This window comes from Mucilaginibacter sp. P4_C11, from assembly GCF_056402115.1.
On sequence record NZ_JBFUIA010000028.1, the window covers coordinates 23,242 to 48,016 of the forward strand.

19 protein-coding genes are annotated in these 24,775 nt (G+C 43.1%); 13 read left to right on the plus strand and 6 right to left on the minus strand.

Translation table 11 applies throughout. From position 1 onward, the window contains the following. The first annotated feature begins 136 nt into the window (after positions 1-136). The 3 genes from AC1DU2_RS22720 to purE all read left to right on the plus strand — a co-directional run bounded on the left by AC1DU2_RS22720 (position 137) and on the right by purE (position 2,139). Complete coding sequence (locus AC1DU2_RS22720) at positions 137-799, plus strand: hypothetical protein (protein WP_477387088.1); 663 nt, start codon at positions 137-139, stop codon at positions 797-799. A gap of 101 nt (positions 800-900) precedes the next feature. Continuing rightward, positions 901-1,560, plus strand: a complete 660-nt coding sequence (locus AC1DU2_RS22725) for a hypothetical protein (protein WP_477387090.1) — start codon at positions 901-903, stop codon at positions 1,558-1,560. Between the two features lie 87 nt (positions 1,561-1,647). Further along, on the plus strand, positions 1,648-2,139 hold the full coding sequence (gene purE, locus AC1DU2_RS22730) for a 5-(carboxyamino)imidazole ribonucleotide mutase (RefSeq protein ID WP_147058527.1): 492 nt from the start codon (positions 1,648-1,650) through the stop codon (positions 2,137-2,139). Between the two features lie 451 nt (positions 2,140-2,590). On the opposite strand, the gene AC1DU2_RS22735 is transcribed toward purE, so the two are convergent. Then, positions 2,591-3,154, minus strand: coding sequence for a YqgE/AlgH family protein (locus AC1DU2_RS22735; RefSeq protein ID WP_477387092.1), 564 nt, complete (start codon positions 3,152-3,154; stop codon positions 2,591-2,593). Between the two features lie 107 nt (positions 3,155-3,261). On the opposite strand from AC1DU2_RS22735, the gene pdxH reads away from it, so the two are divergent. The 4 genes from pdxH (at position 3,262) to AC1DU2_RS22755 (ending at position 7,331) form a co-directional block, all read left to right on the plus strand. Beyond that, complete coding sequence (gene pdxH / locus AC1DU2_RS22740; protein WP_147058531.1) at positions 3,262-3,909, plus strand: pyridoxamine 5'-phosphate oxidase; 648 nt, start codon at positions 3,262-3,264, stop codon at positions 3,907-3,909. Then, entirely contained in the window at positions 3,906-4,403 is a 498-nt protein-coding gene (locus tag AC1DU2_RS22745) for an NADH-quinone oxidoreductase subunit C (protein ID WP_477387094.1), read from the plus strand. Before pdxH ends, AC1DU2_RS22745 begins: the two co-directional genes overlap by 4 nt. Positions 4,404-4,611: 208 nt before the next feature. Beyond that, positions 4,612-4,968, plus strand: coding sequence for a BlaI/MecI/CopY family transcriptional regulator (locus AC1DU2_RS22750; protein ID WP_090653318.1), 357 nt, complete (start codon positions 4,612-4,614; stop codon positions 4,966-4,968). Between the two features lie 11 nt (positions 4,969-4,979). Further along, a complete protein-coding gene (locus AC1DU2_RS22755) occupies positions 4,980-7,331 on the plus strand; it encodes a M56 family metallopeptidase (RefSeq protein WP_477387096.1) in 2,352 nt (783 codons plus the stop codon). Between the two features lie 143 nt (positions 7,332-7,474). Here the strand turns inward: AC1DU2_RS22755 and AC1DU2_RS22760 are convergent, their stop codons facing one another. Further along, positions 7,475-8,560, minus strand: a complete 1,086-nt coding sequence (locus AC1DU2_RS22760) for a DNA topoisomerase IB (protein WP_477387099.1) — start codon at positions 8,558-8,560, stop codon at positions 7,475-7,477. A 164-nt stretch (positions 8,561-8,724) separates the two neighbouring features. On the opposite strand from AC1DU2_RS22760, the gene AC1DU2_RS22765 reads away from it, so the two are divergent. The 3 genes from AC1DU2_RS22765 to AC1DU2_RS22775 all read left to right on the plus strand — a co-directional run bounded on the left by AC1DU2_RS22765 (position 8,725) and on the right by AC1DU2_RS22775 (position 12,188). Next, positions 8,725-9,960 carry a PQQ-dependent sugar dehydrogenase gene (locus AC1DU2_RS22765; protein WP_477387101.1) on the plus strand — a complete coding sequence of 412 codons (1,236 nt, stop codon included), beginning with the start codon at positions 8,725-8,727 and terminating at the stop codon, positions 9,958-9,960. Positions 9,961-10,136: 176 nt separating this feature from the next. Beyond that, positions 10,137-11,213 (plus strand): acyltransferase family protein, encoded by a 1,077-nt coding sequence (locus AC1DU2_RS22770; RefSeq protein ID WP_477387103.1) that lies wholly within the window; start codon positions 10,137-10,139, stop codon positions 11,211-11,213. Positions 11,214-11,291: 78 nt separating this feature from the next. Then, entirely contained in the window at positions 11,292-12,188 is an 897-nt protein-coding gene (locus AC1DU2_RS22775; RefSeq protein ID WP_477387105.1) for an RpnC/YadD family protein, read from the plus strand. A 266-nt stretch (positions 12,189-12,454) separates the two neighbouring features. On the opposite strand, the gene AC1DU2_RS22780 is transcribed toward AC1DU2_RS22775, so the two are convergent. The 4 genes from AC1DU2_RS22780 to AC1DU2_RS22795 form a co-directional block, all read right to left on the minus strand. Continuing rightward, positions 12,455-14,146: a S41 family peptidase gene (locus tag AC1DU2_RS22780; RefSeq protein WP_477387107.1), complete on the minus strand. Its 1,692-nt coding sequence runs from the start codon at positions 14,144-14,146 to the stop codon at positions 12,455-12,457. Positions 14,147-14,174: 28 nt separating this feature from the next. Further along, entirely contained in the window at positions 14,175-16,421 is a 2,247-nt protein-coding gene (locus AC1DU2_RS22785; RefSeq protein WP_477387109.1) for a M56 family metallopeptidase, read from the minus strand. Beyond that, the gene (locus AC1DU2_RS22790; RefSeq protein WP_477361451.1) at positions 16,418-16,780 is read right to left on the minus strand and encodes a BlaI/MecI/CopY family transcriptional regulator; all 363 of its coding nucleotides are present in this window, start codon (positions 16,778-16,780) and stop codon (positions 16,418-16,420) included. The genes AC1DU2_RS22785 and AC1DU2_RS22790 overlap by 4 nt, the downstream gene beginning before the upstream one ends. A 443-nt stretch (positions 16,781-17,223) precedes the next feature. Further along, positions 17,224-18,858 (minus strand): ABC-F family ATP-binding cassette domain-containing protein, encoded by a 1,635-nt coding sequence (locus AC1DU2_RS22795; RefSeq protein ID WP_477387111.1) that lies wholly within the window; start codon positions 18,856-18,858, stop codon positions 17,224-17,226. Positions 18,859-19,300: 442 nt separating this feature from the next. Between AC1DU2_RS22795 and AC1DU2_RS22800 the strand changes: the two genes are divergently transcribed. The 3 genes from AC1DU2_RS22800 (at position 19,301) to AC1DU2_RS22810 (ending at position 24,723) form a co-directional block, all read left to right on the plus strand. Next, positions 19,301-21,316: an alpha-amylase family protein gene (locus AC1DU2_RS22800; protein WP_477387113.1), complete on the plus strand. Its 2,016-nt coding sequence runs from the start codon at positions 19,301-19,303 to the stop codon at positions 21,314-21,316. Positions 21,317-21,439: 123 nt separating this feature from the next. Beyond that, positions 21,440-23,203, plus strand: a complete 1,764-nt coding sequence (locus AC1DU2_RS22805) for an SGNH/GDSL hydrolase family protein (RefSeq protein WP_477387115.1) — start codon at positions 21,440-21,442, stop codon at positions 23,201-23,203. 434 nt (positions 23,204-23,637) lie between these two features. After that, a complete protein-coding gene (locus AC1DU2_RS22810; protein ID WP_477387117.1) occupies positions 23,638-24,723 on the plus strand; it encodes a substrate-binding domain-containing protein in 1,086 nt (361 codons plus the stop codon). The last annotated feature ends 52 nt before the right edge of the window (positions 24,724-24,775 follow it).

Below are 24,775 nucleotides of genomic sequence, written 5' to 3' on the forward strand. Positions count from 1 at the left end.
TCGTATGACCGCTGTGCATGCGAAGAGATTGCCGCGCTGCGCTCGCAATGACATAAGCTATTGTTGTGGGTAGATATCGGCTGTTATCGATAGTGTGAAAAGAGTTGTGACTTATTGTATTGTTAAACCCCTTATCATGAACATAAAAATAATAGTACTAACTGTCCTTATTGGATGTATTGCGACGGTTGGTTTCGGCCAATACACTTACAAACAAAAGCTCGGAAACTTAGCGACTGTAATGTTGCCAGATACCCCTAAACTTCAATCGGTAAATGGCGTTAATAGTTATTTTATTAATTATAAGGGCGTAATATTTATGGCGCAGGCCGCCGATGTGGCGGGAAGTCTAAGAGATCTTATTAACAACCAACCTATCGACTCCACCTATGCAACTTATATAAACAGTTTGCTGAAAAGTTCAAAGGCTAAGTTGGTTTATAAAAATAAAATAGATATTAGTGGAGTTAAAGGGGTTGAATTTGGCTACAAAAGAAAATTGAAAGGACAAGATACTTACGGGTATCACCGTTTAGTGTGTTTAAATGATTCATTGGTATCATGCGGATTATTGGCCGCAGATTCGTTATCAAATACAGACAAGAATCTGAAAGTGTTTTTTGACGGGTTTAGAGTTGTGAATGCCAGCGGGGCCCGACAGGATGTTCCTGCTAACCTGGCGTACAAAACAGGGAAGTTAATAGGTTTTTTGATGTTCTTGTGTATCCCGGTTTTAATCGGTCTTGGGATAGTGTTTTTGATCAGAAGAATATTTTATAAGAAACATAAAGATAGATAGCGCCCCATCGCAAAGCGGTAAATCTTTTTACTTTGCATAATTGCGGCGCAAATCAGGAGATTGCTTCGTGCTTCGCAATGATGGTGCTAAAACCTCTTATCATGAACATTAAAATAATTGTACTAACTATTCTTGTTGGCTGTATTGCTACGGTTACCTTTGCTCAATACCCTTATAAGCAAAGGCTTGGAGGGATAGCGAGAGTAATGTTGCCGGATAGCCCTGCATTAGAAAGGGTAAGTGGTGTAAACGTTTACATGGTTAACCATAATGGGGTGACGTATACGGGGGTGATAGCAGACGCAGAAGGAGGTCTATTGGATCTGTTTAAAAATGATAATGTCGACTCAGTTTACAACAACTACATAAAGGGTGCATTAAAAAGAACTAACAGCAAAACGTTTTATAAAAATAAAATAAAAATCAGCGGACTCGACGCAGTTGAGTTTGGTTATAAAGCACATTATAACGGGTACGATACCTATATATATCAACGTGTGGTATGTTTAAATGATTCCCTGGCAATATGCTCAATATCTTGTTCCAATTTATTGCCGGCTACTGATAAGAATTTGAAGGTGTTTTTTGACGGGTTTAAAGTTTTAAATACATGGCATGCCCGGCAAGATATGTCTTCTTTGGACTACAAGTGGGGGAAAGTGACGCATTACCTGATGTTTTTATGCATCCCAATTTTGATTGGCCTTGGTATAGTATTTTTGATAAGAAGAATAGTTCACGAAAAAACAATGGATAAATAACGCGTTGTTGCAAAGCGGGAAACCTTTTTACCTTGCATAATTGCCTTGCAATGACGGTGCTAAAAATATATATACAATAACAACAACATGAGCCAACCAAAAGTAGCCATCATTATGGGCAGCAAATCTGATTTGCATATTATGCAGGATGCCGCCGATGTATTAAAAGAATTAGGTGTTGAATACGAAATTACGGTAGTATCGGCACACCGCACACCGGATAGGATGTTTAGCTACGCCCGTGCCGCTGCCGACAGGGGTATTAAGGTGATTATTGCCGGTGCCGGTGGCGCTGCGCATTTGCCTGGCATGGTGGCATCATTAACCCATTTGCCGGTTATTGGCGTGCCTGTAAAATCAAGCAACTCTATTGACGGCTGGGATTCGATACTATCTATCCTCCAGATGCCAAACGGGATCCCTGTTGCAACTGTAGCCCTTAATGCAGCCAAAAATGCAGGCATACTTGCCGCCCAGATCCTATCGACTGCCGACGAATACCTTGTTAAAAACCTTATCGACTTTAAAGAAGACCTGAAGAAAAAGGTAGAAGAGTCGGCAAGGGAAATGGAGGGGTAGAAGAGAATCAAGAGTCAAGAGCCAAGACGAAAAGCAAATGCCGGTGTAACACGACAGGTAACTCATTATGTTTGTGGCTTTTGCTTGACGGGCTGCGAATGTGCAGAGGAAAGAATTATTTGAGGATGTGTCTGAACTCGAATTAAACGAATTTTTAGAATTTCTCGAATTGGCTTTTTAAATTCTGGTAATTCTTTAATTCGATAAATTCGGGTTCAGACAAAAAATATTAATCTGGCACAGACCACATTCTGCCCATTCTTAAATTCTGAAAATTCTGATTCAGACAATTGCAATAGGGATGGGCGCGGATACCGGCCAATGTGCGTAATGCCTGCAGGCGTATGAGCATACAGCCCGGCCCGCTTCTACCAGCGGGATTGCCCGGCAAACTACTGCAAACTTAAAACTGCATACCGCAAGCTGCCCACTGCAAACCGCCAACTACAAACTAATTCAACGCCGGGTTTTCGGGAAAATTGGCTATATGCGCGTAGCGATTGCCAAGGCCTTTGATCACGTCTTTCCACAGGTTGTGCTCTTCGCCTTCAAAGAGGGTTTCGGGGGCAAACTTGTCGGTTACTATCCAGCTGTCGGCGGCAATTTCTTCGTCGAGTTGCTGGGCTGTCCAGCCGGAGTAGCCTGCAAAAAACTTTATTTCGGTTTCGTTAAGCTGGTAGTTGCTCACCAGCTTTTTTATTTGCTCAAAATCGCCGCCCCAGTATACGCCGGAAGCAATTTCAATACCGCCGTCAATTTTTTCGGGTACCCGGTGGATAAAGTGCAGGGTGTTTTTGCCTACCGGTCCGCCTTCATACACAGGCATTTCGGAGTACGATACATCGGGCAGCACATCGCTAAGCATATATTCGCCCTGGTGGTTTAAAATAAAGCCCATGGCACCATCGGCAGAAAATTCTGTGAGGATAATGACCGATCTTTTAAAGTTCGGGTCCATCATAAAGGGTTCAGAAATAAGCAGGCGTCCGGCTGCTGCCGATATGGTACTTAACATACAGGTTTAAATTTAAATGACACAACAAGCATAGTAAAAATATGTTCAATTATGAAAATGAAAATATATCAATATATACGGATTAATTAATTAGTAAGTTTGCACAAATGGACGAGCAGCAACTACAAAATTTAAGGCAGGAGTATTCTGCCGCTACTTTATTAGAAAACAGCACCAAGGCCGACCCGATGAACCAGTTTGAACAATGGTTTAACGAAGCACTGGCCGCAAAATTGCCCGAGCCTAACGCCATGACCCTGGCTACGGCAACCACAAACGGAAAGCCATCGGCCCGTATTGTTTTGCTGAAAGGTATTAATAAAGAGGGTTTTATGTTTTATACCAATTACCTGAGCCGCAAGGGTAAAGAGATAACTAAAAACCCGCATGGCGCCATTACCTTTTTTTGGGGCGAACTGGAACGCCAGGTGCGTATTGAGGGTACATTGGAGAAATTGAGCAAGGAAGAATCTGAACGGTATTTTCACTCGCGCCCTGTAGACAGCCAGATTGGTGCATTGGTATCGCCGCAAAGCCAGGAAATTGAAGACCGGAAAGTACTGGAAGAAAAACAAGCCCAGCTTACAGCCGAATATGAAGGCAAGGAAATTCCGAAGCCATCATATTGGGGTGGATACATTTTAAAGCCGCAACTGGTAGAGTTTTGGCAGGGCAGGCCAAGCAGGCTGCATGACCGTATCCTTTACAAGAAAACTGATAAAAAAACCTGGAAAAAAGTACGTTTGGCCCCATGATGTTTAACGACATTAAATTATTACTTATCCAAAAATTTGGCGAGGCTGTTATTGCCGGCGAAGAAACCGGCGGCCTGCAGCCTGCCTTGATAATTAACCCCGACGATATTGACCGGGTGTGCCTGGAGCTACGTAATAACCCCAAAACATACTTCGATTTTTTATCGAGCATCAGCGGTTTGCATTATAACGATGAGGCCAACCGGTACGGCGTTGTTTATCACCTCACATCTATTCCGTATAAAACGCAGCTTACCCTTAAGATAAGCAAGCCCCACAACCAGGAAAGCGACCTACTCCCCGAATTTAAAAGCATCACCGCCATATACCGCACTGCCGACTGGCACGAACGAGAAGCTTATGACCTGTTAGGCATCTTTTTTACCAACCATCCCGACCTGCGCCGCATTTTATTACCTGATGACTGGGATGGTTTCCCATTACGTAAGGATTATAAGGCGGCGGAATATTATAAGGGGATTAAGATAGATTAAGCCTCACCTAAATCCTCTCCAAAGGAGAGGACTTTTGATTTGCACATTTGTTAGCCTCGTAGTGTTAAAAACATCACGGGGCTTTCCTTTTTCAGAACCCTCTCCTTTGGAGAGGGCAGGGTGAGGCTTGAAGTTTCTGTTAATTTTTGTTAAATAATTTTGTTATTTACGAACTATTCGTAGTTTTACGAAATAATCGTAATTAACAATGGAGAAATTATCAAAACAAGAGGAAGAAGCCATGCAGGCGGTATGGCAATGCGAGGTGGGTTTTATAAAAGATTTTCTTGACCAGATGGAGGAACCCAAGCCGCCATACACCACGCTGGCATCAACCATAAAAAACCTGGAGCGAAAAGGCTTTTTACAAAGCGAAAAAATGGGCAATTCTCTGCGCTATAGCGCGGCCATTAAAGAGGAGGAATACAAAAAGCGCTTTATGAGTGGTTTTGTGAACGATTACTTCCAAAACTCCTACAAAGACCTGGTAACCTTTTTTGCCAAAGATAAAAAGCTAAGCGCGAAAGACCTGCAAGAGATCATTAAACTGATTGAAAAACAATAAACCCTAAAGCCATGCCAGCACTGTTTGTTTTTTTGCTTAAAGTAAATATTGCCCTGTTATTGTTTTGCGCCGGTTATTACCTGGTATTAAGGCACCTTACTTTTTATACCCTTAACCGCGTTTACCTGCTTGCAGCTATATTGTTTGCCAGCATATACCCGCAAATAAATCTGTCGGATTTTATACAGCGGCACCAGCAACTGGCACGGCCGGTTCAGCAGGTTGCCATAAACTGGCAGGCGCCCGCGCAAGCACTGGCAAAAACAGTTGATAAGCCCCATTACTGGCTTTACATCGAATCGGTATTCTGGTTAGGGGCGGCACTGTTGAGTATTCGCTTGTTTGTGCAGTTGTTTTCGTTGTACCGACTGTATAAAAACTCAAAGCCCGCTACCATTGGTAACCACCAGGTAAGGCTGATAGATAAGGATGCCGCGCCATTCTCGTTCTGGCAAAGCATATTTGTGAACCCGGCCAACCATGAGCCCGCCGATTTAAAGGCAATTTTATTGCACGAGCAGGTGCACGTAAACCAATGGCACACGGCCGATATTCTGCTTGCCGAACTAAGCAGCATTTTTTACTGGTTTAACCCGGGCATTTGGCTCATGAAAAAAGCCATCCGCGAAAACATAGAGTTTATAACCGATCAAAAGATCCTTAAAAAAGGTATCGATAGCAAAACTTACCAGTATAGCCTGGTATCGGTAAGTTTTAATAACACCCAACCTGGCATTGTAAACCATTTCAATTTATCAACCATTAAAAAACGTATCATCATGATGAACGCCAAACGATCTTCAAAAATAACCCTAACCCGGTACGTGTTCATGGTGCCGGTTGTTGTTGGCCTGTTATTGGTTTTTAGTATTTCAAAAGCCGATTTTGTTAAAAAAAGCGCTGCCTTTAAATCTATAACCATATTATCAAATAATGTAGGTAATGCTGTAGGCATCAATAAGCTGGCTGCTACCATAAAACTGATTTTGCCAGGTAAGGATGAGAATAAAACCCCTGCAAACACAGCTAAGGGTAAAGCTGATGATGGCAACGCCAGCCCTGTATTTTACCTGGATGGGGTACAGGTATCAAATGCCAATAGCTTTGCCGATGATACCGAAAGTATAGATTACCTTACAGCAACTGATGCCAAAAAGTATTTTAATGCCGGCGATGGAAACCATGCAGTGGCCTTTGCAACAAGGAAAAATTCGGTTGCCGGTAAAGCCCTGAGAGAAAAAATAGCACAATTGGCAGGCGCAGGTAAAATAAAGGTAAACAGCGTTAATAAGGGCGCTATTGAGCATGTAAATACCAAAGTGAATTTTATTTTAAAAGATATGGTAAACGCCGATACCACCAAACGGGCTTTTGCTATCCACATCAATGGGAACGACTCGGTTGTATATTATATTAATGGTAAAAAGGGCGACATCAAAAATGTAAACCCCGACGATATACTTAGCGTTAACGTATTTAAAAACAGCGATGCTGTACAGCTTGTTGATGATAAAGTGGCCGATAACGTAGGGCTGGTATTTATTACCACAAAAAACTCGACCGAGGGCTTAAAATTTAAAGAAAAGCTGGATAAATTTAAAGGCACGACAGATGCCGGGTTTGCTACAGTAATGGATTTTAGCCCCGCTCATACAAAAGGCCGCGTTGGTAAAGTTTTTATAAGGGATATGAAAATTGCCGGTGATACTTTAAAAGATGCAACCGGGAAAACAAAGCATGTTTATTACACTTACTCCGTTAACTCTGCCGATCCTATAGTAGTAGGTAAGGTTAAAGGCCTTAGCAAAGTAACCGTGTCGGCCAACTCCAAAAAGGCAATTAAATCTAACCTGAAGATAGATGAAGTTGTTGTAGGCACTGCAGATGATATCGACGATGCTGAGCCCATCACGGTAACCGGCACAGGGGTAAGTAGTGCAAGAGCCACCAAAAGGATATCGGGCAGTGCGGCTTCGGGCGCTACAACGGTTACCGGCTGGAGCAGTAAGTCCATTCGTAAAAACATAGTTGTAAAAGGTAATGCAATTACCTTAAATGGTACCACACCAATGGATACCATTGTGATGATGACAGCCAACGGTGACCCCGTAACTATGGTTGATAGCAGAAATGGAATAAGTGCCACCGCTACTAAAATTTTGCGGATCCGTCCCCGGAATGACGATAAAGCAAGCCCGCTGATTTTGGTAGACGGCAAAGAGGTTACCCAGGCCGAGTTTAAAAAGGTAGACCAAAGTAATATCAAAAATATAAGCGTGCTTAAAAACGATGCCGCCACCGATAAAAAATATGGCGAAAAAGCTAAACAAGGTGTGATTGTTATTGAGCTTAAGAAAAAGTGAGTGGTTGATTGGGTTGGACTACGTTGATTAAGTTATAAGATCAGTTAATAGTAGTAGTTCTTTATTTATCACGAGGTGAATGGTTAATTAAACTCAATCAACCATTCACCTGATCAACTCAATCTAACCCAATCAACCCCAAATCAACTCGCGATAGCGAGTTTTTCTGTTTCTAATAACTTCAGCAATGCCTGCTCTGCAATATTTAACTCCGCCGCTTTTACGTCTTCGTGCCCGTCAATTTTATCAATATATTTAAATATGGTGCCTTCCTCGTAGCTTTTTATTACCGTTGGGTGCACGTAGTATTTTTTACAAACCGTGCGGGTATTGCCAAGGTTAATAGCTACCTCATCCAATACGCTTACAATTTTCTTTTTGCATTCGGTAATGTTTTGAAACTCGCCGGCCTCTTTAAAGGCGTAAAGGGCGCTTACGCTGCCGCTCCAGGTGCGAAAATCTTTGGCGGTAAAATCTTCGCCGGTAATGCCTTTCAGGTAATCGTTAATATCGCCCGAGCCGATACTGCACCGTTCACCATCGGGTTTGTAATACTGAAAAAGTTCTTTGCCCGGTATATCCCGGCATTGCTTTACCAGGTTGGCCAGGCGCCTGCTTTGCAAGGCTATTTTATGAAAAACACCCTTTTTGCCCTTAAATTCAAACTTAATTTTTGATCCCTCAATGGCCACATGCTTGTTAAGCAGTGTGGTTAGCCCAAACGAACCGTAAAGCTTTTTGTACGATTCATTTCCCACACGAATGCTGGTCAGCTCCATCAGGCGTACCACCAGTGCTACAACTTTTTCATGATCCAGGTTGTGGCGGGCCAGGTCTTTATCTACCTGGGCACGTATAGCAGGCAAATGTTCGGCAAAGGTTTGCAGGCGGTGGTATTTGCTTTGGTTTCGAATTTGGTTCCAGCCGGCATGGTAGCGGTATTGTTTACGCCCGGCTGCATCGGTACCTGTAAACTGCAGGTGCCCGTTTTCATAAGGCGAGATCCATACTTTGGTGTAAGCAGGTGGGATAACCAGTTTGGCAAAACGGGCAATCAATTCCTTATCCTTTACCAGCGCGCCACCGGCATCATAATAACTCCAGCCTTTGCCCGCTTTTTTACGGGTATAGCCCGGGGTTGAATCTGAGACATAGCGTAAGCCAACTGCCTTTGCAGTAACTTTTGGGTCGCGACCAATTTTTTCGAGTTTTTGTAGCAGCCGATTCATGCAAAGTACAACAAGGGGTAAGGGATTAAGTTTTAGGTGAAGGGTTAAGAAACAATAGGCCACAGTGGCGTGTCATAATATTTTTACAGCGTATGCAGGCTATCCTCAAAACCAATTTGTAGTTTTAGCTATTAATGTATTATAAACATTTATTAACCAAATTCATGCTGCCTAAAAACTGTAAAACATTCATTTTAAGCCTGTCGTTAACAGCTGGGATAGCTGCCTGCCATGCGGCCCCGCAACAAACGGCGGTTGCCGATACGGGCAAAGGTGCACCTGTTGAAACCATTAAGCCCAACAGCGATTATAAATCAGCCTTCCCCGGCCAAACGCGCATCACAGGCGTCAAAACCAAAATGGCGGTAACCGCAACGGTTATTAATAGCGAATTAAAGCAGCCCTGGGCGCTTTGTGTATTGCCCGACGGTCGCTTTTTGATAACCCAAAAGGGTGGTACTATGCGTCTTTTAAAAGCTGATGGGCAGGCTGATAAAACGATAAGTAATTTACCTGCTGTATTGGCACAAGGGCAGGGCGGTTTGCTGGATGTTAACATCGATCCTGATTTTAAAACTAACCGGATGATATTTTGGGATTATGCCGAAGTAACCCCAGAAGGCAACGTACTGGCGGTAGCTAAAGGTAAATTATCGGCAGATGAAACACAGGTAGAGCATATTGAAGTGATATACCGTGCAAAGCCCGCTTACAGGGGTGCTTTACAGTACGGCAGCCGCATTTTGTTTGATAAGCAAGGCAACTTGTTTGTAAGCACCGGTGAACGCTCGGGTGGCGATATACGCATGAAAGCGCAGGACTTGAGCGCTGCTATTGGTAAAGTACTGCACTTAACCAAAGATGGTAAGGCGGTGCCGGGTGGCCCCTTCGCCAATACCCCAAATGCCCTGCCCGAAATTTATGCCTACGGTTTCCGTAACCCCGAAGGGATGGCCTGGAATCCGGCAACCGGCGAACTATGGGAAGATGAGTTTGGTCCGCGCGGCGGCGACGAGATCAATATTATCCGTCCGGGCAATAACTACGGCTGGCCTGTAGTTACCTATGGTATTGAATACAGCGGCGAAAAAGTTGGTGATGGCATCCAGCAAAAAGAGGGGATAACCCAGCCCATTTATTACTGGGACCCTGTTATATCGCCTTGCGGTATCACTTTTTACACCGGCGATTTGATACCGGAATGGAAGGGTAACCTTTTTGTAGCCGCCCTCAGCGGATCGCACATTGCACGCCTGGTTATTAAAGATAATAAAGTAGTAGGCGAGGAGCGCCTGTTTAAAGATAAACGCGAACGCTGGCGGTCGCTTGCCACCGGTAAAGACGGCGCGTTGTACGGCGTAACTGATAATGGCAAAATGTACAGGATAGCCAAACAATAGTAAATACAAAGCATCGCAAAATCCCGGACGGGCTACCCTTCGGGATTTTGCTTTTTATAAAGATGGTTAAAAACGCCGCCGAATATTTGCCGGGTTTGATATTAATCGGTATTCTTGAAACATCACATATAATTTTTAAAAAGCGCTGTAGCCAATGGCCGGCGCAATAATTATTCATGAGCACTATTCCTGTAAATTTAAAAACCAAACAACACTTCGAAATTCTGGACGGCCTGCGTGGCGTTGCCGCTTTGGCGGTAGTGGTATTTCATTTTACCGAGTTCCTTTTTCCAAGTTACGATGTAAACTTTATCGGCCACGGCTTCCTCGCTGTCGACTTTTTTTTCTGCCTGTCGGGCTTCGTCATAGGTTATGCTTATGATGACCGGATTGGTAAAATGGGCGTGCTGGAGTTTTTTAAATCGAGGATTATCAGGCTGCACCCGTTGGTTATTTTAGGTTCGGTGTTGGGCCTTATTGGTTTTCTTGTTGATCCGTTTGGCGGTCACCCGGAGGCTTACAGTGTTGGCCGGCTGGCGTTGATATTTGTAAGCTCGATGCTGCTTATCCCGTTCCCGGCCATGCAGGAGCGGTATTTTAACCTGTTTAGTTTTAACGCACCGGCATGGTCGTTATTTTGGGAGTATATAGCCAATATTGTTTATGCGTTTGTGCTTTACAGGCTTGCACGTAAGTATTTGGTTGTATTGCTGGTTATAGCCGCGGCAGCGCTGAGTTTTGTTGCGTTCCATGCCAAGATATTATCGGGCGGCTGGGCCGGCGAAAACTTTTGGGAAGGGGGTGCCCGCATTTTTTATTCGTTTACAGCCGGGCTGCTTGTATACCGGTTTAACTTCATTATCAAAAACAAGCTTGGCTTTATTGGGCTTGCCTTGTTACTGTTAGCGGCATTAATGATGCCACATAGTAAATGGAACTGGCTTGCCCAATTGCTTGTGGTACTTTTTTATTTTCCGCTGCTTATTGCTTTGGGGGCAGGTGCCACGCTTTCGGGAGGCCTTAAAAAACTCTGCAACTTTTCGGGTAATATTTCTTACCCGTTGTATATGACCCATTATGTGGGTATCTGGTTTTTTGGTAATTATGTAATAAGCCACAAGCCGCCAACCAGCCAAATTGTTTATATAGTTATTGCAGGTGTAATATTACTGGTTGGCATGGGCTACCTGGCCATGGTGGCTTACGACATCCCGGTAAGGAAGTATTTGAGTAGTAAGCGAAAGCAGGGTTGAGGTAGATCACAACAAATGTTCTATTTTTATTGCCGTCAACTCTTTTTTTACTGGTAAATATTTCTTTATTATTGTTTGATGAGAAGAAAAGACGACATCCTTTGGAAAGGGATTTTGGAAGATGTTTTTGACGATTTTCTATGCTTTCTTAGTCCTGAAGCCACGGAGATTTTCGACTTTGATAAAGGATTTGAGTTTCTGGATAAAGAGCTGGAACAGGTTTTTCCGCCCGAAAACGACGAGTACTCGCCAAAGGTGATAGATAAGCTGGTTAAAGTATTTACTAAAGCAGGCAAAGAAGAATGGATTTTGGTGCATGTGGAAGTGCAGGGCCAGTATCAAAAAGATTTTGCCAGCCGCATGTACACTTATTTTTACAGGATACTGGATAAGTATCAAAAACCAATAGTTGCCTACGCCATATTTACCGAAGCCAATACAAAAGAAAGACCAAGCCATTTTGCCATAGACTTTATGGGCACCAGCTTACGTTACACGTTTAACACCTACAAAATAGCCAGCCAAAGCGATAAGGTGCTGAAAGCCAGTGATAACCCTTTTGCCCTGGTTGTGCTCACAGCAAAGGCAGCACTTGTTGGCAAAGACCTGAAAAGCAGCCGGGAACGTGACGAATTGCTGCTGAACTTAAAGCTTAACCTCACCAGGCTATTGCTGGCTAAGCAGATAGCGAAAGGAAAGATAAGGGTACTGATGAATTTTTTAAGGTATTACATACGCTTTGAAAATCAGGATATAAATGCTAAATTTGAGCAAGAGGTAGAAATTTTAACAGAAAGGAGCAACACCATGGGCATTGAAGAACTTTTATTGGATAGAGCTGAGAAAAAAGGCGAAAAAAAAGGCGAAAAAAAAGGAAAGCAAACTATTGCCCGTGAAATGAAAAAAGAAGGCATGCCTGTTGCCCAGATCGAAAAGTTCACCGGGCTTTCGGCTGGGGAAATTGAAAAGCTTTAGAAACCGCTATAAACATTTAAAAATACCACTCGCTATTGTACGCCGGTTAATCGTAATTAGCTTGCCACCGGGCTTTCTATTAAAGATTTACAAAAACTTTAGTTCTCTATAATATATCATTCTCATTATAAGCCATTTAAAGTTGAGGGCAACCGAGCCTTGACTACGTCTATTATAATATCCAGTCTATAGTTTTTGTACTATTGTATTAACGGCCTCTTGCTATCGTTTACCGTAGCAAGAGGCCGTTATATATTAACATGTCTTTACTTATTCAGCAATTGCAAAGCCTTTTCCAATGCGGCGTCGGTACCTTTCCATAGGTCTTTAATGGTTTTGGTTATGGCCACATTAGGTGCAATGCCTACGCCCACAAACTCTTTCCCATCGGGGTAGGCATCGTGTTTGCCGCATACGCGTGCCGATCCGCCGCCTGGCAGGCTAAAGCCAAAAGGCTGGCCTGTGCTGCCACCGGTAGTTTGCCCAATAAGCTGGCCGCGTTTCATGTAATCAAAAGCCACGGTAAAATCTTCGGCTGCCGAAAACGTACGGGCGCTTATCAATACTACCACAGGCTTATCATAATATTGTTTGCCGTTGGCATCCCATTCGCCGGGCACATTTTCGTGCCATTGGATGCCGTTAATAGTAGGCATATACCTTAATACTTTTGAGTATGAGCTTTGAAATGGCTTGTTGGTTAACGACGAAATAATATGGTAACCAATGCCACTACTGCCGCCACCATTATTCCTGATATCGATGATAAGCCCCTTTGTTGCCGCTATCTGGGTAAATAATGAATCAAACTGCTTCATTATGTTTTCATCTTCAAAATTGTTTACCGTTAAATAGCCAATTTGCCCTATGCGCTTATACTCCAGCGATGGCAAAGCATTTTTTACATCGTGGTACCCGGTGCGGGCAATATCCTGTTGCCAGGTTTTTCCGGCGCTGTTGCGTAATTGTAAATGCAGGGCTTTAGTGGCCGGGCCCGCCAATAAGGCGTAGGTATAGGTGCGTACATCCAGGTCCTGCACGGTCGAGCTGCTTTGGTAAGGCGCAACCTGCGTTTTGCCGTAGGTTGTAACCGGGATGCCATCTATACTCAATACTTCGGTGCCGGGGGTAATGCCCAGGGTTTTTAAGCTGTCGCTAAAAACCTGGCTTACAAATACCCGGCCTTCAATCAGTTCGGTTCTGAATGGCGGGCGGGTGTAAAATTCGGCCGATAATTCTTTTGGTACGTATACATTGGTATGCCCGTCTTTAAGTTGTGCATAAAACTGTTGCAGTACTTTATAATATTGCGCGGTTGATGTAGTGTTTTTTACCAGCGGAAGGTAATCAAGATAGGTTTTGTCCCAATCTATCGCAGCGTGGTCAAAATTGACGAAATTGTATTTTGCCTGCGACCATAGCAGCGATAATCCCGCTGTTTTTTCAGCATCCGATATGTTTTCCTTGTAGGGCGTTTTTAAAGATTCGTCTTTCCAAAGCGCCTGCCTAAGTTTAAGCCTGCTTAGTGCCGATTGAAACCTGGGGTTCGATCGCATGGGTATGAACAGCGAGTCGGTTTCATAAAAATCGATACGGTAGTAATCGCCTTCGTTTCCCATTTTGTCAAATATGTCCAAAGCCTTTTCATACTGTTTACTTAGGGTATAGCACAATATCATATCGTAATAAACATCACTTTTACGACCTTTTAAGTATAAATTATCCTGGGCAAGTTCTATCACCTCGGGCTTGTCCAGGAAATTTACCGCTGTATTTAAAATAGCCAGGCCGCTATCGCACTCAGCTTTGGTAGGATTATCCTTTTCGTAAAATTTACGGGCTTTTGCACGCAGGTTTTGCGCATTGTTATAGGCCTGGCTGCCTGTTAAAGCTGTTTGCGACTTTACTTCAAAGCAGATAAAAGCTAAAAAAAATAAGGTTATAAGGTTGTGTTTCATAGGTTTATTATTAATTGAATGAGTTTTTTTAGGTTATATACTTTTGAATGTCTTTTGAGTTTAATCCCTTTTGCTTCATTGACGTTACATAGGCGGGGGTTACGCCAGCGTTTTTAAGTACAAAAAGCTGGGTTAAGGGGATGTTTTTAAATCCGAGATCGCTAAAGCCTTTAATAAATCCGGGAGTTATTTCTTTTACCTTAAGCTGCACCAATGTGGTGGGCTCAATATTGATGTAACCCATTGTTTTATAACCCATAACCAAATCGGGTGTGATACCCTGCGATTTAAAAAGCGTTAAGGCATTTAACGGGATGTTGTTGTACCCCACATCATGAAAACCTTTGATATATTCGGGCGTTATTTTTGAAATTTTTAAGCTTAGCAGTGTGCTTGCCGGTATATTGCTATAGCCTGAATTTTGCAGTTCGGAAATATATTCGGGCGTTATGTTGAAGTTTTTGAATGAGTGAAGTTGCGATGCTGTTAAATCATATCCAAAGCCGGCCAGTGCCCGCAGGTAGGCGCTATCAACATGCATGTATTTGGCTGTTGAAATTATACTTACGGGTATTACGGTTCCGGTAGTATCGCCTGGTACCCTGGCGGCTAATTTTGCCCTGGTAAGGCCCTTAATGTAGTCGGCTGTTATGCTATCCGATTTAAGCAGGCATAGTTCATTAAAAGTAATGTCGGGATAGCCGGCTTTCTTTATTTCGCTAACATAACTGCTATCCATATTGGCTAATTTTGCCCGCTGTAAATCATGAGCAGTTAGATTTTTAAAGCCCGAATGCCCCCAGAATTTTATTTCTGAAGGCGTTACTTTAAATAGTGCCAGCATAGATAGTTGTTCGGCGGTTAAGTCTTTAAATCCGTTATCTATCAGCAAATTGATATAATCCTCTTTTACATCGTTTACCACCAGGCCAATAAGGGCATCCTCATTGGTGTTTTTTACACCGGCTTTTTGTAAATGCTCAAGGTAAGTTTTATTAAACGTCATTTTAAACCGGCCAAGTCCCTGGTCGCCCTCAAACTTGCCATTAAACAATATAGTACCCGCATCGCGTTTTACATAAAAATCGCTTTGCTTTTTCAGCGGTAGTGATGAAAACGCGCTCACCGGGAAAACGAAGCCGTTATAACTCCAATCCTGCTTTTTGATCACTATCTTCATATCCATGTTGAGTACATTACCCTCTTTGTTGGCATACCAAAAACCCACGATATCGCCCTTGTATAAAGAATCGGGAATAATACCGGTACCCATCCCTTTACTCATCAACCTGTTTTTTCCGTTAGCAGGCTGGTTAAGGATACAAGTTAGCCCGGCGAATAAAGGCACCAGTAAAAAATACTTCCACAGCGTATGCAGGTTTGATTTTTTAATACTCATCATCATGATGCGTTTTTTGAGTATCGACTGGTTGTAATTGGTAGCAATCCGGAGCGATAGGTGAGGGGCCGATACCTTAAGCAGGCTTAATTGGTATAACGAGCGATCAATATTGTGTTTGCTGGTAACCGCTTCATCGGTAAGATACTCCAGGTTATTTTCCATTTCTGTACGGTACCACCAGGCAAAAGGGTTAAACCATTGTAGTACGATAACCAATTCGGCCAATAAAATATCAATGCTATGCAGTTGGCGGGCATGCACTTTTTCATGAACTAAAATTTGGTTATAGGTGTCCCAATTGTACTTTTCAGGATTGATAAATATGTTATTCAGGAAGGAGCAGGGTACCTTATCGCCGGCAAGTTCAACAATACGAAAAGGACCGTCAATAATTACCGGGCGGGCATAGGCCATGTAAAGCGTGTAAATAAGCTGAACAAGCAGGTTTAAAGCAAATACCGCCACACCGGCTATATAAATAATAGATAACCATTGCACCGTATCAGCCAAAGTAAAATGCGATGCGATTGTAGTTAACGGTTTTGCCAGGGGCGCCACGGCCGGCTTTGGTGTAGTCGCCGGTTTCGAACCGGGTTTTGACAGCCTGGGTATTATTGCTTTAACCGACGGAAAGGCTTTTGCCGGCAAATCAACCCTCGGTAATTCATCAGTACTGACAATATTTTGCGGTTCAGCCGCCCTTGCCGACCATTGCTGCGGAACGTGTATAAGCGGCAGCAAAAAGGAAAGGGGTAAGCAGACGAGCAGTACCCATCGGTTAAGGTTATAAAAAGTTTCCCGTTGTAAAAACAGCTTATAAAACAACAGGCAAATTGTTATGAGCAATGCTACATGCAACAGGTAGGGTATCATTTTTTATTCGATTTAATGATTTCTATAATGTCGTTCAATTCTTCCTCGGTAAGTTTTTGCTCTTTGGCAAAAAAAGCCAGCATGCGCGAATAGGAATTATCAAAATACTGGCTTACCACATCTTTCATGGCGTGTTTTTGATATTCTTCTTTGGCAATTGCCGGGTAATACTGAAAAATATTGCCTACGCTATCATGTGCTAAAAAGCCTTTTTCTTCCAGTATTTTTACTATGGTAGCTACCGAGTTATAGTGGGGCTTTGGCTCGGGCAGCTCCTGTATAATCTCTTTAATGAATGCTTTATCCAGGTTCCATACGGCCTGCATGATTTGTTCTTCCCGTTTAGCTAATTTTTGCATCGATTTACTGTTATAAACAAATGTAATACTAATTGATTAGTATTACAACTAATAAATTAGTAATGTAACTAATTTGTTAGTATTTGATGTTGCGCGGTTAGTGTTGTATGTTATTGTTTCGCACGCAATCAATGCCCTTTATGAACAGGTTTCGCGGGCTTTTTTGAAGGGAACCGTTACCGGCCGGGTTACCTGAAATGGTGTGTGGGGGCCTTTTGGAATAAGTAGGTGCAGACAATATTTGCCAGTAACGCCGATTAGCGCGAAAGCAAGCAAAAGCACTAAGTTTTATGGTGATTGAAACACACGGCGGCCCGAAAACTTCGGGTTGTGCTTTACAGCAGTTAAAGTACTGTTACGGAGATTCGTAAAGGCGTTAAGGGATGGAAGAAAGCGGATTAAACAGGCAGGATGATGCCTGTTTAATCCGAAAAAATGGTTTTTTAGCGCTGTTCTATCTCTTTTAAACTATCCATCTTTTTGTAGGCTAAAAATCCTTTGATATCTTCAAAGTGCTCGCGTACCCGCTTATGGCCAAACTCAAATACTTTTTTCACCAGTCCGTCTAAGAAATCCCGATCGTGAGATACCAGGATCAAGGTGCCGTCAAAATCCCGGAGTGCATCTTTAATAATGTCTTTTGTCTTCATATCCAGGTGGTTGGTGGGCTCATCCAGTATTAACAAATTCACGGGTTCTAACAGTAATTTAATCATTGCTAAACGGGTTTTTTCGCCCCCGGAAAGTACCTTGACTTTTTTAGTGGTATCATCACCGCTGAACATGAACGCACCTAAAAGATCTTTGATTTTAAGGCTGTTATCGCTTAACGGGATTTGATCAATTGTTTCAAATACCGTTAATTTTTCATCAAGCAATGCGGCCTGATTTTGGGCAAAGTACCCGATCCTGGCATTATGGCCTACCTTTAAACTTCCTTCAAAATCAATCTCGTTCATGATGGCTTTGATCATGGTAGATTTACCTTCGCCGTTTTTACCAACAAAAGCTACTTTTTCTCCGCGCTCTATTACCATCGATGCGTTTTTGAATACCACATGATCGCCGTAGGTTTTGGTCAGGTCTTCTACCATTACCGGGTATTGACCGGAACGTGGCGAAGGCGGGAATTTCAACCGCAAGGCTGATGTGTCTACTTCATCTATCTCAATAACTTCAAGTTTTTCAAGCATTTTTACCCGCGATTGTACTTGCAAAGTTTTAGAGTAGGTACCCCTAAAGCGGTCAATAAATTCCTGGTTATCGGCAATGAAACGCTGCTGCTCCTCGTAAGCTTTCAATTGATGTACACGACGGTCGGCACGCAACTGCAGGTAATGACTGTATTTGGCTTTATAGTCATATATCCGGCCCATGGTTACCTCGATGGTGCGGTTGGTAATATTATCCACAAAAGCACGGTCGTGCGAGATCACCATTACCGCCTTGGCCGAATTGATCAGGAAATCTTCCAGCCACTGTATACTTTCGATATCCATGTGGTTGGTTGGCTCATCCAATAAAATAAGATCGGGTTTTTTTAGCAAAATTTTAGCCAGCTCGATACGCATGCGCCAGCCGCCCGAAAATTCAGAGGTCTGCCTTGCAAAATCTTTACGTTCAAATCCCAGGCCTTTGAGCACCTTTTCTACCTCTGCATCGTAGTTAGTGCCTTCAACCGTATAAACTTTCTCACTCAGTTCCGATACCCTTTCAATCAACTTCATGTAGTCGTCACTCTCGTAATCGGTACGAATATTAAGCTGCACATTTAACTCCTCCAGTTCCTTTTCCATTTCATTGGCCTCTGCAAAGGCTTTCATGGTTTCTTCAAAAACACTCACCTTATCCTGGGTAAGTAAATGCTGCGGCAAATAAGCTACTACTGCGTCCTTAGGGCCGGTTACACTACCGGTAGTAGGTTTGGCTACATCGGCAATGATCTTGAGGATGGTAGATTTGCCCGCACCATTTTTACCCATCAGGGCTATCTTGTCGTTCTCGTTTATGGAGAAGGTTACATCGCTAAACAAGGTGGTTCCGCCAAATGAAACGGAAATGTTATTTACATTGATCACAGTATGAAAATATTAAATTGCCGGCAAAGATAACGAAAGTCATAGGTTTCCGGAATCAATATCCCCTTACATTATTAAAGCCAACCCAGTTTGCTTTCAACTACATCGAAAGGGGATGGACGATTAAGTCGCCTACGTCTCCTGGCCCGACTATGCCAGATCGTTTCCCTTGATTCAGCGGACTATGTTTTAAATCTTTCATTTGCGGTATGTAGCTTTTTCCCGTTTAAAATGATTTAATTGAAAATAGGCCGACACTCCGCCCGTTCCCTAAAAATGGCGCAACCGATTGTTTTGGCTGGTAACGCATTATCTGCATCTTTTTCGATGGTTCGATGGGGTTGATATCTCGTGGCCTGTTTTTAATAGAGTAATTACTATCTATATTTGTGTGCGCACACGCAAAATTATTATTTGTGATTTTCCCTGTAATTTATCAAACATGCTAAAAAAACTATTGCTTTTAATTTGTATTGCCCTGCCGGGTTTTTGTAATGCTCAAAATGTTTTTCTGTCGGGTATAAAGCCGGGAAAGGCTGTTGCGTTGTCGGGCAAGGGATCGCTGATTCTAAAAAACAATTGCTTGTCGGTAAAATGGCTTGCCGATAAAAAGACGATTGCGGTAAACGAATTTGTTGCCCAAAACAATAAACAGGTGGCTTTAAAAGGTTCACCCATGTTTGAGCTGGAACTGAAGAATGGCACGACACTTAACTCTGCCGATTTTCAAATAAGCGCCACGCCAAAAATTATTGCCATAAAGGGCAATTCAAAAGCGGTTAAACTTTCAGAAAAAGAAAATGGGGTGGAGGTTTTTGCAGAACTTTTCAACATAAAACATGGTATCCGGGTAACGTGGGAAGCTATTTTAAAAGATAATTCCAACTATATCAGGCAAGCCTTCAGTTTTCATAGCCTCAAAGATTCCCTGAAGGTAAGCAAATTAAAACTCATCAAATTTTCGATGGAAACAGGCATCAAGCCATTGGGTGTTGTAGATGGCTCGCCGATAGTATCGGGTAATTACTTTTTTGCATCTGAAACTCCTATAAGTAAATACAACACCGATAACGGCTGGGTTAGCAGCTATATTGAACACCCGGAGCCAACTTTAGATTTAAATGGCTCTACGGTTTGGGGCATTGCTCCCGAAGGCCAACTGCGCAGGGGATTTCTGTATTATCTGCAACGCGAAAGGGCGGTGCCTTACCGGCAAATGCTTCATTATAACTCCTGGTATGATATATCATGGGCCGATCGTAAACTGACAGAAGCGGGCTGTCTTGACCGTATTAAAACCTTTGGCGATAGCCTTACCATAAAGCGGCACCTTAACCTAAACGCCTTTTTATTTGATGATGGCTGGGACGATAATCAAACACTATGGCAAATTAGCAAAGCAAATTTCCCGATGGGGTTTGATAATATGAAAGCGCTGGCCAATAAATACCATGCATCGCTTGGGGTTTGGATGTCGCCATGGGGTGGATATGAGCAGGCAAAAGAACAGCGGCTACAGTATGGCCGGAAACAAAATCCCCCTTTTGAAACTAATTCGCATGGTTTCTCCCTCACCGGGCTTGTTTATTCCGGCAGGTTTAAAGAAACAGCGGCTAATTTTGTTACCAAATATGGCGTCTCGATGTTTAAATTTGATGGCGTAGGGGCCGGAGATCAATCAACCGGCGCTACTCCCGAATATCAAACGGATATGGAATCGCTGTTAAAGCTGGTGGCATCGTTGCGCACCGTGAAACCAGACCTTTATTTTAGCATGACAATAGGCACCTGGCCATCACCTTTCTGGCTTAAATATGGCGATGTGATTTGGAGAAACGGCTGGGATACCAATACACAGGGGCAGGGGGATACCAGGCAGCAGTGGCTCAATTATCGCGATGGTGAAGTGTATAAAAATATTGTACAGCGTGCCCCGCTCTATCCTATAAGCGCTTTAATGTATCATGGCGTTTGTGTTGCCGACAATGGCCCGCCCGCCAAATTTGATATGAACGATAAGGATATCGCTGACGAAATTTGGTCGTTTTTTGGATCGGGAACAAGTTTGCAGGAGCTGTATATTAATCCCCATAAATTAAACACCGCCAATTGGGATTGCCTGGCCAGCGCAATAAAATGGTCGCGGCAAAATGCAGATATTATGCCCGATGTGCATTGGGTAGGTGGTGATCCGGCAAAAGGTGAGGTTTACGGTTTTGCAGCCTGGTCGCCAAAAAAAGCTGTTCTTACTTTAAGAAATCCCTCAGATACAGCAAAAACATTTGAGGTTGATGTGCCCAAGGTTTTTGAATTACCTGTAAACAGCAAACGTATCTACCTTTTTTACAACGCTAAACTTAACGGCAAGCAAGCGAAGGCGCTGTTTAAAGGAGATACCTATACCGTAACGCTTAAACCATTTGAAGTGTTGGTGTTAAATGCCAGCCCCGCCCTATAATAAATTGTTTTTTTATACAAATCGATATTGTCGGTCGGGCATAAAAAGTTTAGTTATATGTGCGCAAATGAGCCCTGTGATACCCCAGGTTTTATCCTTAAATCGCCTTTACATACACCCCTAATGAACCGGATAGTAACTTTATTGATCTTTTGTTTTTTTAATACCGTATCCTTTTCACAAACTATAGCAGCCTATAAGTGGGAAGATCCGGCTAAAGCCGGCTTTGCGGTGATAGAGGGGCAGGCCTGGCCAACAGAAACGGCGGGTACTTATGACAGGTTCCCTGAACGTGCGCAAAGCAGCCTTAACCCTAATGTGTGGAACATATCGCACAGTAGTGCCGGTTTATACATTAAGTTTAAAACAGATGCGCCAAATCTGGTTATCCGTTATAAGGTAAAAGCAGATTTGGCCATGTCGCACATGCCGGCCACCGGCGTAAGCGGTTTGGATCTTTACGCGCTGGATCCCGACGGAAAATGGTGCCTGGCTCCCGGAAGCTTTACTTTTATGGATACCATTATCTACCGGTACTCCAATATAAAGGTGAGCACCAGTTTTCCGGGCCGAAGCTATGAATACAGGCTTTTTTTGCCATTATATAATTCCGTATCCTGGCTTCAAATAGGTGTTCCGGCGGGTAATAGTTTTAGTTTTATGCCTTTATCTAAAGAGAAACCGGTGCTTGTGTATGGTACATCTATAGCGCAGGGTGCCTGCGCATCGCGGCCTGGTTTGGCATGGACGGCAATTTTACAACGTGCGCTTGACCGCCCGCTGGTAAACCTGGGCTTTTCCGGTTCCGGGCGACTGGAAAAATCGGTTATCGACCTGGTGGCCGAGGTTGATGCAAAAATTTACGTGCTTGATTGTATGCCCAATTTAACCAGTTTTGCTGACGCGGAAATTGAAACGCGTTTACTGGCATCAATACAGGGCTTAAAACAGAAACATCCGCTGGTACCAATACTACTTGTGGAGCATGCCGGGGGTAATGTAGATGGCTTGTTAGATACCGGCAGGAATACTGACTATAACCGGGTAAATAAAGTGCTGAACCAAACCTATTCAAAGCTGATTGCAGCGGGAGCAAAAAATGTTTACCTGTTAAGCAATAAAGAAATAGGGTTTGATATTAATTCGACAGTCGACGGCGTACACCCCAATGATGCCGGGATGCAGCAATATGCCAGGGCTTATGAAAAAGCCATCCGGGCAATTATTAACGAGCCAACGGGTATATATTCAACTACAGCGCCTGTTGTACAAAGTCGTGATGGCTATTACGATTGGCGAAACAGGCATAATGAAATATTAACGCTCATTAAAACCGATGAGCCAAAAATTGTGTTCCTGGGTAATTCTATCCTGAATTACTGGGGTGGAACGCCGAAAGCACCTTTGGCAAGAGGCACCGCATCGTGGGATAAATACCTGGAACCATTAGGGGTAAAAAACTTTGGTTTTGGTTGGGACCAGGTTGAGAATGTGCTATGGCGCGTGTATCATGAGGAACTTGATGGCTTTAAGGCCGATAAAGTTATGATTATGATAGGCACCAATAACCTGTCTGCCAATACTGATGATGAAATAATTGCGGGGTTAAAATTGCTGGTGCAGGCCGTAAAAGCCCGGCAGCCCCAAACCGGAATTTTGTTATCCGGCTTGTTGCCAAGGCGGGCGCAGGAAAAAAGGGTACAGGTACTTAATAAAGGAATAGCAAAATTGGCGACTCAGACCGGTGTTCGTTTTATTAATCCGGGCATCTTATTGCTTAATAATGCCGGTATTATTGATGAATCTTTGTTTGGCGATGGCCTGCATCCTAACGAGGAGGGGTATCAAAAACTGGCGGTTGCTTTGGTTCCGTATCTTAAAAAGTAGGGGCGGAGTTCTGAAGGGGGATGACATTGTGAAAAGGGCTGTCATGGGTAGCCCGTCGAAGCATAGCGGCGACTCGACTCACCCCGAACATCGCTATGCTCGTTCTGCCCCTCTTTCCGCTTCGCGCATAGAGGGGCTAAAAAATAAAAATGGGGTTTACCCTCTATGCGGCGTAAGCCGGAGAGAGGGTCGGCCAGCGTAGCGTAGCCGGGTTGAGTCGTGACCAGCGTTCATGCTAATGTTTATGTTATTTCCAACATGCCATAGCTAACCCATCGAACCATCTGCGCAAAGTCCTCTCCACGCGACCTTTCAACAGTCCATTAGCCACCACGCAAACACCGAACATACCTCCCCGGCAAAATTATAGCTGGATAATGCGACAAAAACTATATTAAATTACCTTTGCTATCTTTTTTACACGAAAGGTTAACATGAAGAATAAAATTGTACGCATTAAAGATATTGCCGAAAAAGCGAAAGTTTCTACAGGTACAGTTGACAGGGTATTACACAAGCGGGGGCGGGTATCAAAAAAAGTAGAGGAGAAGATACTCAAGATCATTGAAGAGATGGATTATGAGCCAAATTTGATGGCGAGGGCCTTAGGCTCAAACAAAATATATCAGATTGCTGCCTTAATACCCGATCATAAAAGCGATTCATATTGGTACGCCCCCAAAGCCGGAATTGAAAAAGCCGAGAAGGATTTGAAACAATTTGGCATCGTCGTTCAGCAATATGTATTTAATCCCTATGATGTTGAGTCGTTTATAACTCAAGCCAATCAATTAACCAAAGATAATCCCGACGGTATAATTTTGTCCCCGATATTTTACCGGGAAACTTTGCCGTTTTTTGAGAAGTGGAAAGCGGCCGAAATTCCATTTGTATTGTTTAACACCCAAATTGCCGAGTGCGAGCCTTTAAGTTATATTGGACAGGACTCTTATCAAAGCGGTTTTTTGGCCGGCAAACTAATTCATTACGGCCAGCCCGATCCTTGCTCTGTTTTAATCGCACATATCGACGAAGAGATAAGTAACGCGGCCCACCTTTTGAAAAAAGAGCAGGGGTTCCGCAATTATTTTGCCCAAAATAACCTGGAGCATCAGTACAATATTTTAAGGATTGAATTGAATAGGTCAAACCCGGTCTTGTTCATCACACAGCTGGATGATATTATTGATAGCACGCCCGATATTACCAGTGTTTTTGTAACAACATCCAAGGCACATGAAATTGCAAAACACCTGGAGCAGCGCCATATAAAACACATCAAAATAATTGGGTACGATTTACTGCCCGCTAATTTATATTTCCTGAATAAAGGGGCAATTAGTTTCCTGATTAACCAAAACCCCAAGGGGCAGGGGTATTGGGGTATTTATCAGCTAACCGATTACCTCGTGTTCAAAAAGGAAGTCCCCATTATTAAATACCTTCCGTTGGATATCGTGACCAAGGAAAATATGAATTATTATACAGATGATGAAGATACTGTTTACTTAGATATCTGATTGTTCGCTTATTTCCCGGCGCAGGGAAATCACTTTTAAACTTTTTCAGCTA

Excerpts from the sequence above, each read along its gene's own strand:
- AC1DU2_RS22750 (WP_090653318.1), top strand. The coding sequence starts at position 4,612 with ATGGAGAAATTATCAAAACAAGAGGAAGAAGCCATGCAGGCGGTATGG.
- AC1DU2_RS22770 (WP_477387103.1), top strand. The coding sequence starts at position 10,137 with ATGAGCACTATTCCTGTAAATTTAAAAACCAAACAACACTTCGAAATT.
- AC1DU2_RS22800 (WP_477387113.1), top strand. The coding sequence starts at position 19,301 with ATGCTAAAAAAACTATTGCTTTTAATTTGTATTGCCCTGCCGGGTTTT.
- AC1DU2_RS22805 (WP_477387115.1), top strand. The coding sequence starts at position 21,440 with ATGAACCGGATAGTAACTTTATTGATCTTTTGTTTTTTTAATACCGTA.
- AC1DU2_RS22775 (WP_477387105.1), top strand. The coding sequence starts at position 11,292 with ATGAGAAGAAAAGACGACATCCTTTGGAAAGGGATTTTGGAAGATGTT.
- AC1DU2_RS22810 (WP_477387117.1), top strand. The coding sequence starts at position 23,638 with ATGAAGAATAAAATTGTACGCATTAAAGATATTGCCGAAAAAGCGAAA.
- AC1DU2_RS22725 (WP_477387090.1), top strand. The coding sequence starts at position 901 with ATGAACATTAAAATAATTGTACTAACTATTCTTGTTGGCTGTATTGCT.
- pdxH (WP_147058531.1), top strand. The coding sequence starts at position 3,262 with ATGGACGAGCAGCAACTACAAAATTTAAGGCAGGAGTATTCTGCCGCT.
- AC1DU2_RS22785 (WP_477387109.1), bottom strand. The coding sequence starts at position 16,421 with ATGATACCCTACCTGTTGCATGTAGCATTGCTCATAACAATTTGCCTG.
- AC1DU2_RS22790 (WP_477361451.1), bottom strand. The coding sequence starts at position 16,780 with ATGCAAAAATTAGCTAAACGGGAAGAACAAATCATGCAGGCCGTATGG.
- AC1DU2_RS22720 (WP_477387088.1), top strand. The coding sequence starts at position 137 with ATGAACATAAAAATAATAGTACTAACTGTCCTTATTGGATGTATTGCG.
- AC1DU2_RS22755 (WP_477387096.1), top strand. The coding sequence starts at position 4,980 with ATGCCAGCACTGTTTGTTTTTTTGCTTAAAGTAAATATTGCCCTGTTA.
- AC1DU2_RS22760 (WP_477387099.1), bottom strand. The coding sequence starts at position 8,560 with ATGAATCGGCTGCTACAAAAACTCGAAAAAATTGGTCGCGACCCAAAA.
- AC1DU2_RS22745 (WP_477387094.1), top strand. The coding sequence starts at position 3,906 with ATGATGTTTAACGACATTAAATTATTACTTATCCAAAAATTTGGCGAG.
- purE (WP_147058527.1), top strand. The coding sequence starts at position 1,648 with ATGAGCCAACCAAAAGTAGCCATCATTATGGGCAGCAAATCTGATTTG.
- AC1DU2_RS22780 (WP_477387107.1), bottom strand. The coding sequence starts at position 14,146 with ATGAAACACAACCTTATAACCTTATTTTTTTTAGCTTTTATCTGCTTT.
- AC1DU2_RS22765 (WP_477387101.1), top strand. The coding sequence starts at position 8,725 with ATGCTGCCTAAAAACTGTAAAACATTCATTTTAAGCCTGTCGTTAACA.
- AC1DU2_RS22735 (WP_477387092.1), bottom strand. The coding sequence starts at position 3,154 with ATGTTAAGTACCATATCGGCAGCAGCCGGACGCCTGCTTATTTCTGAA.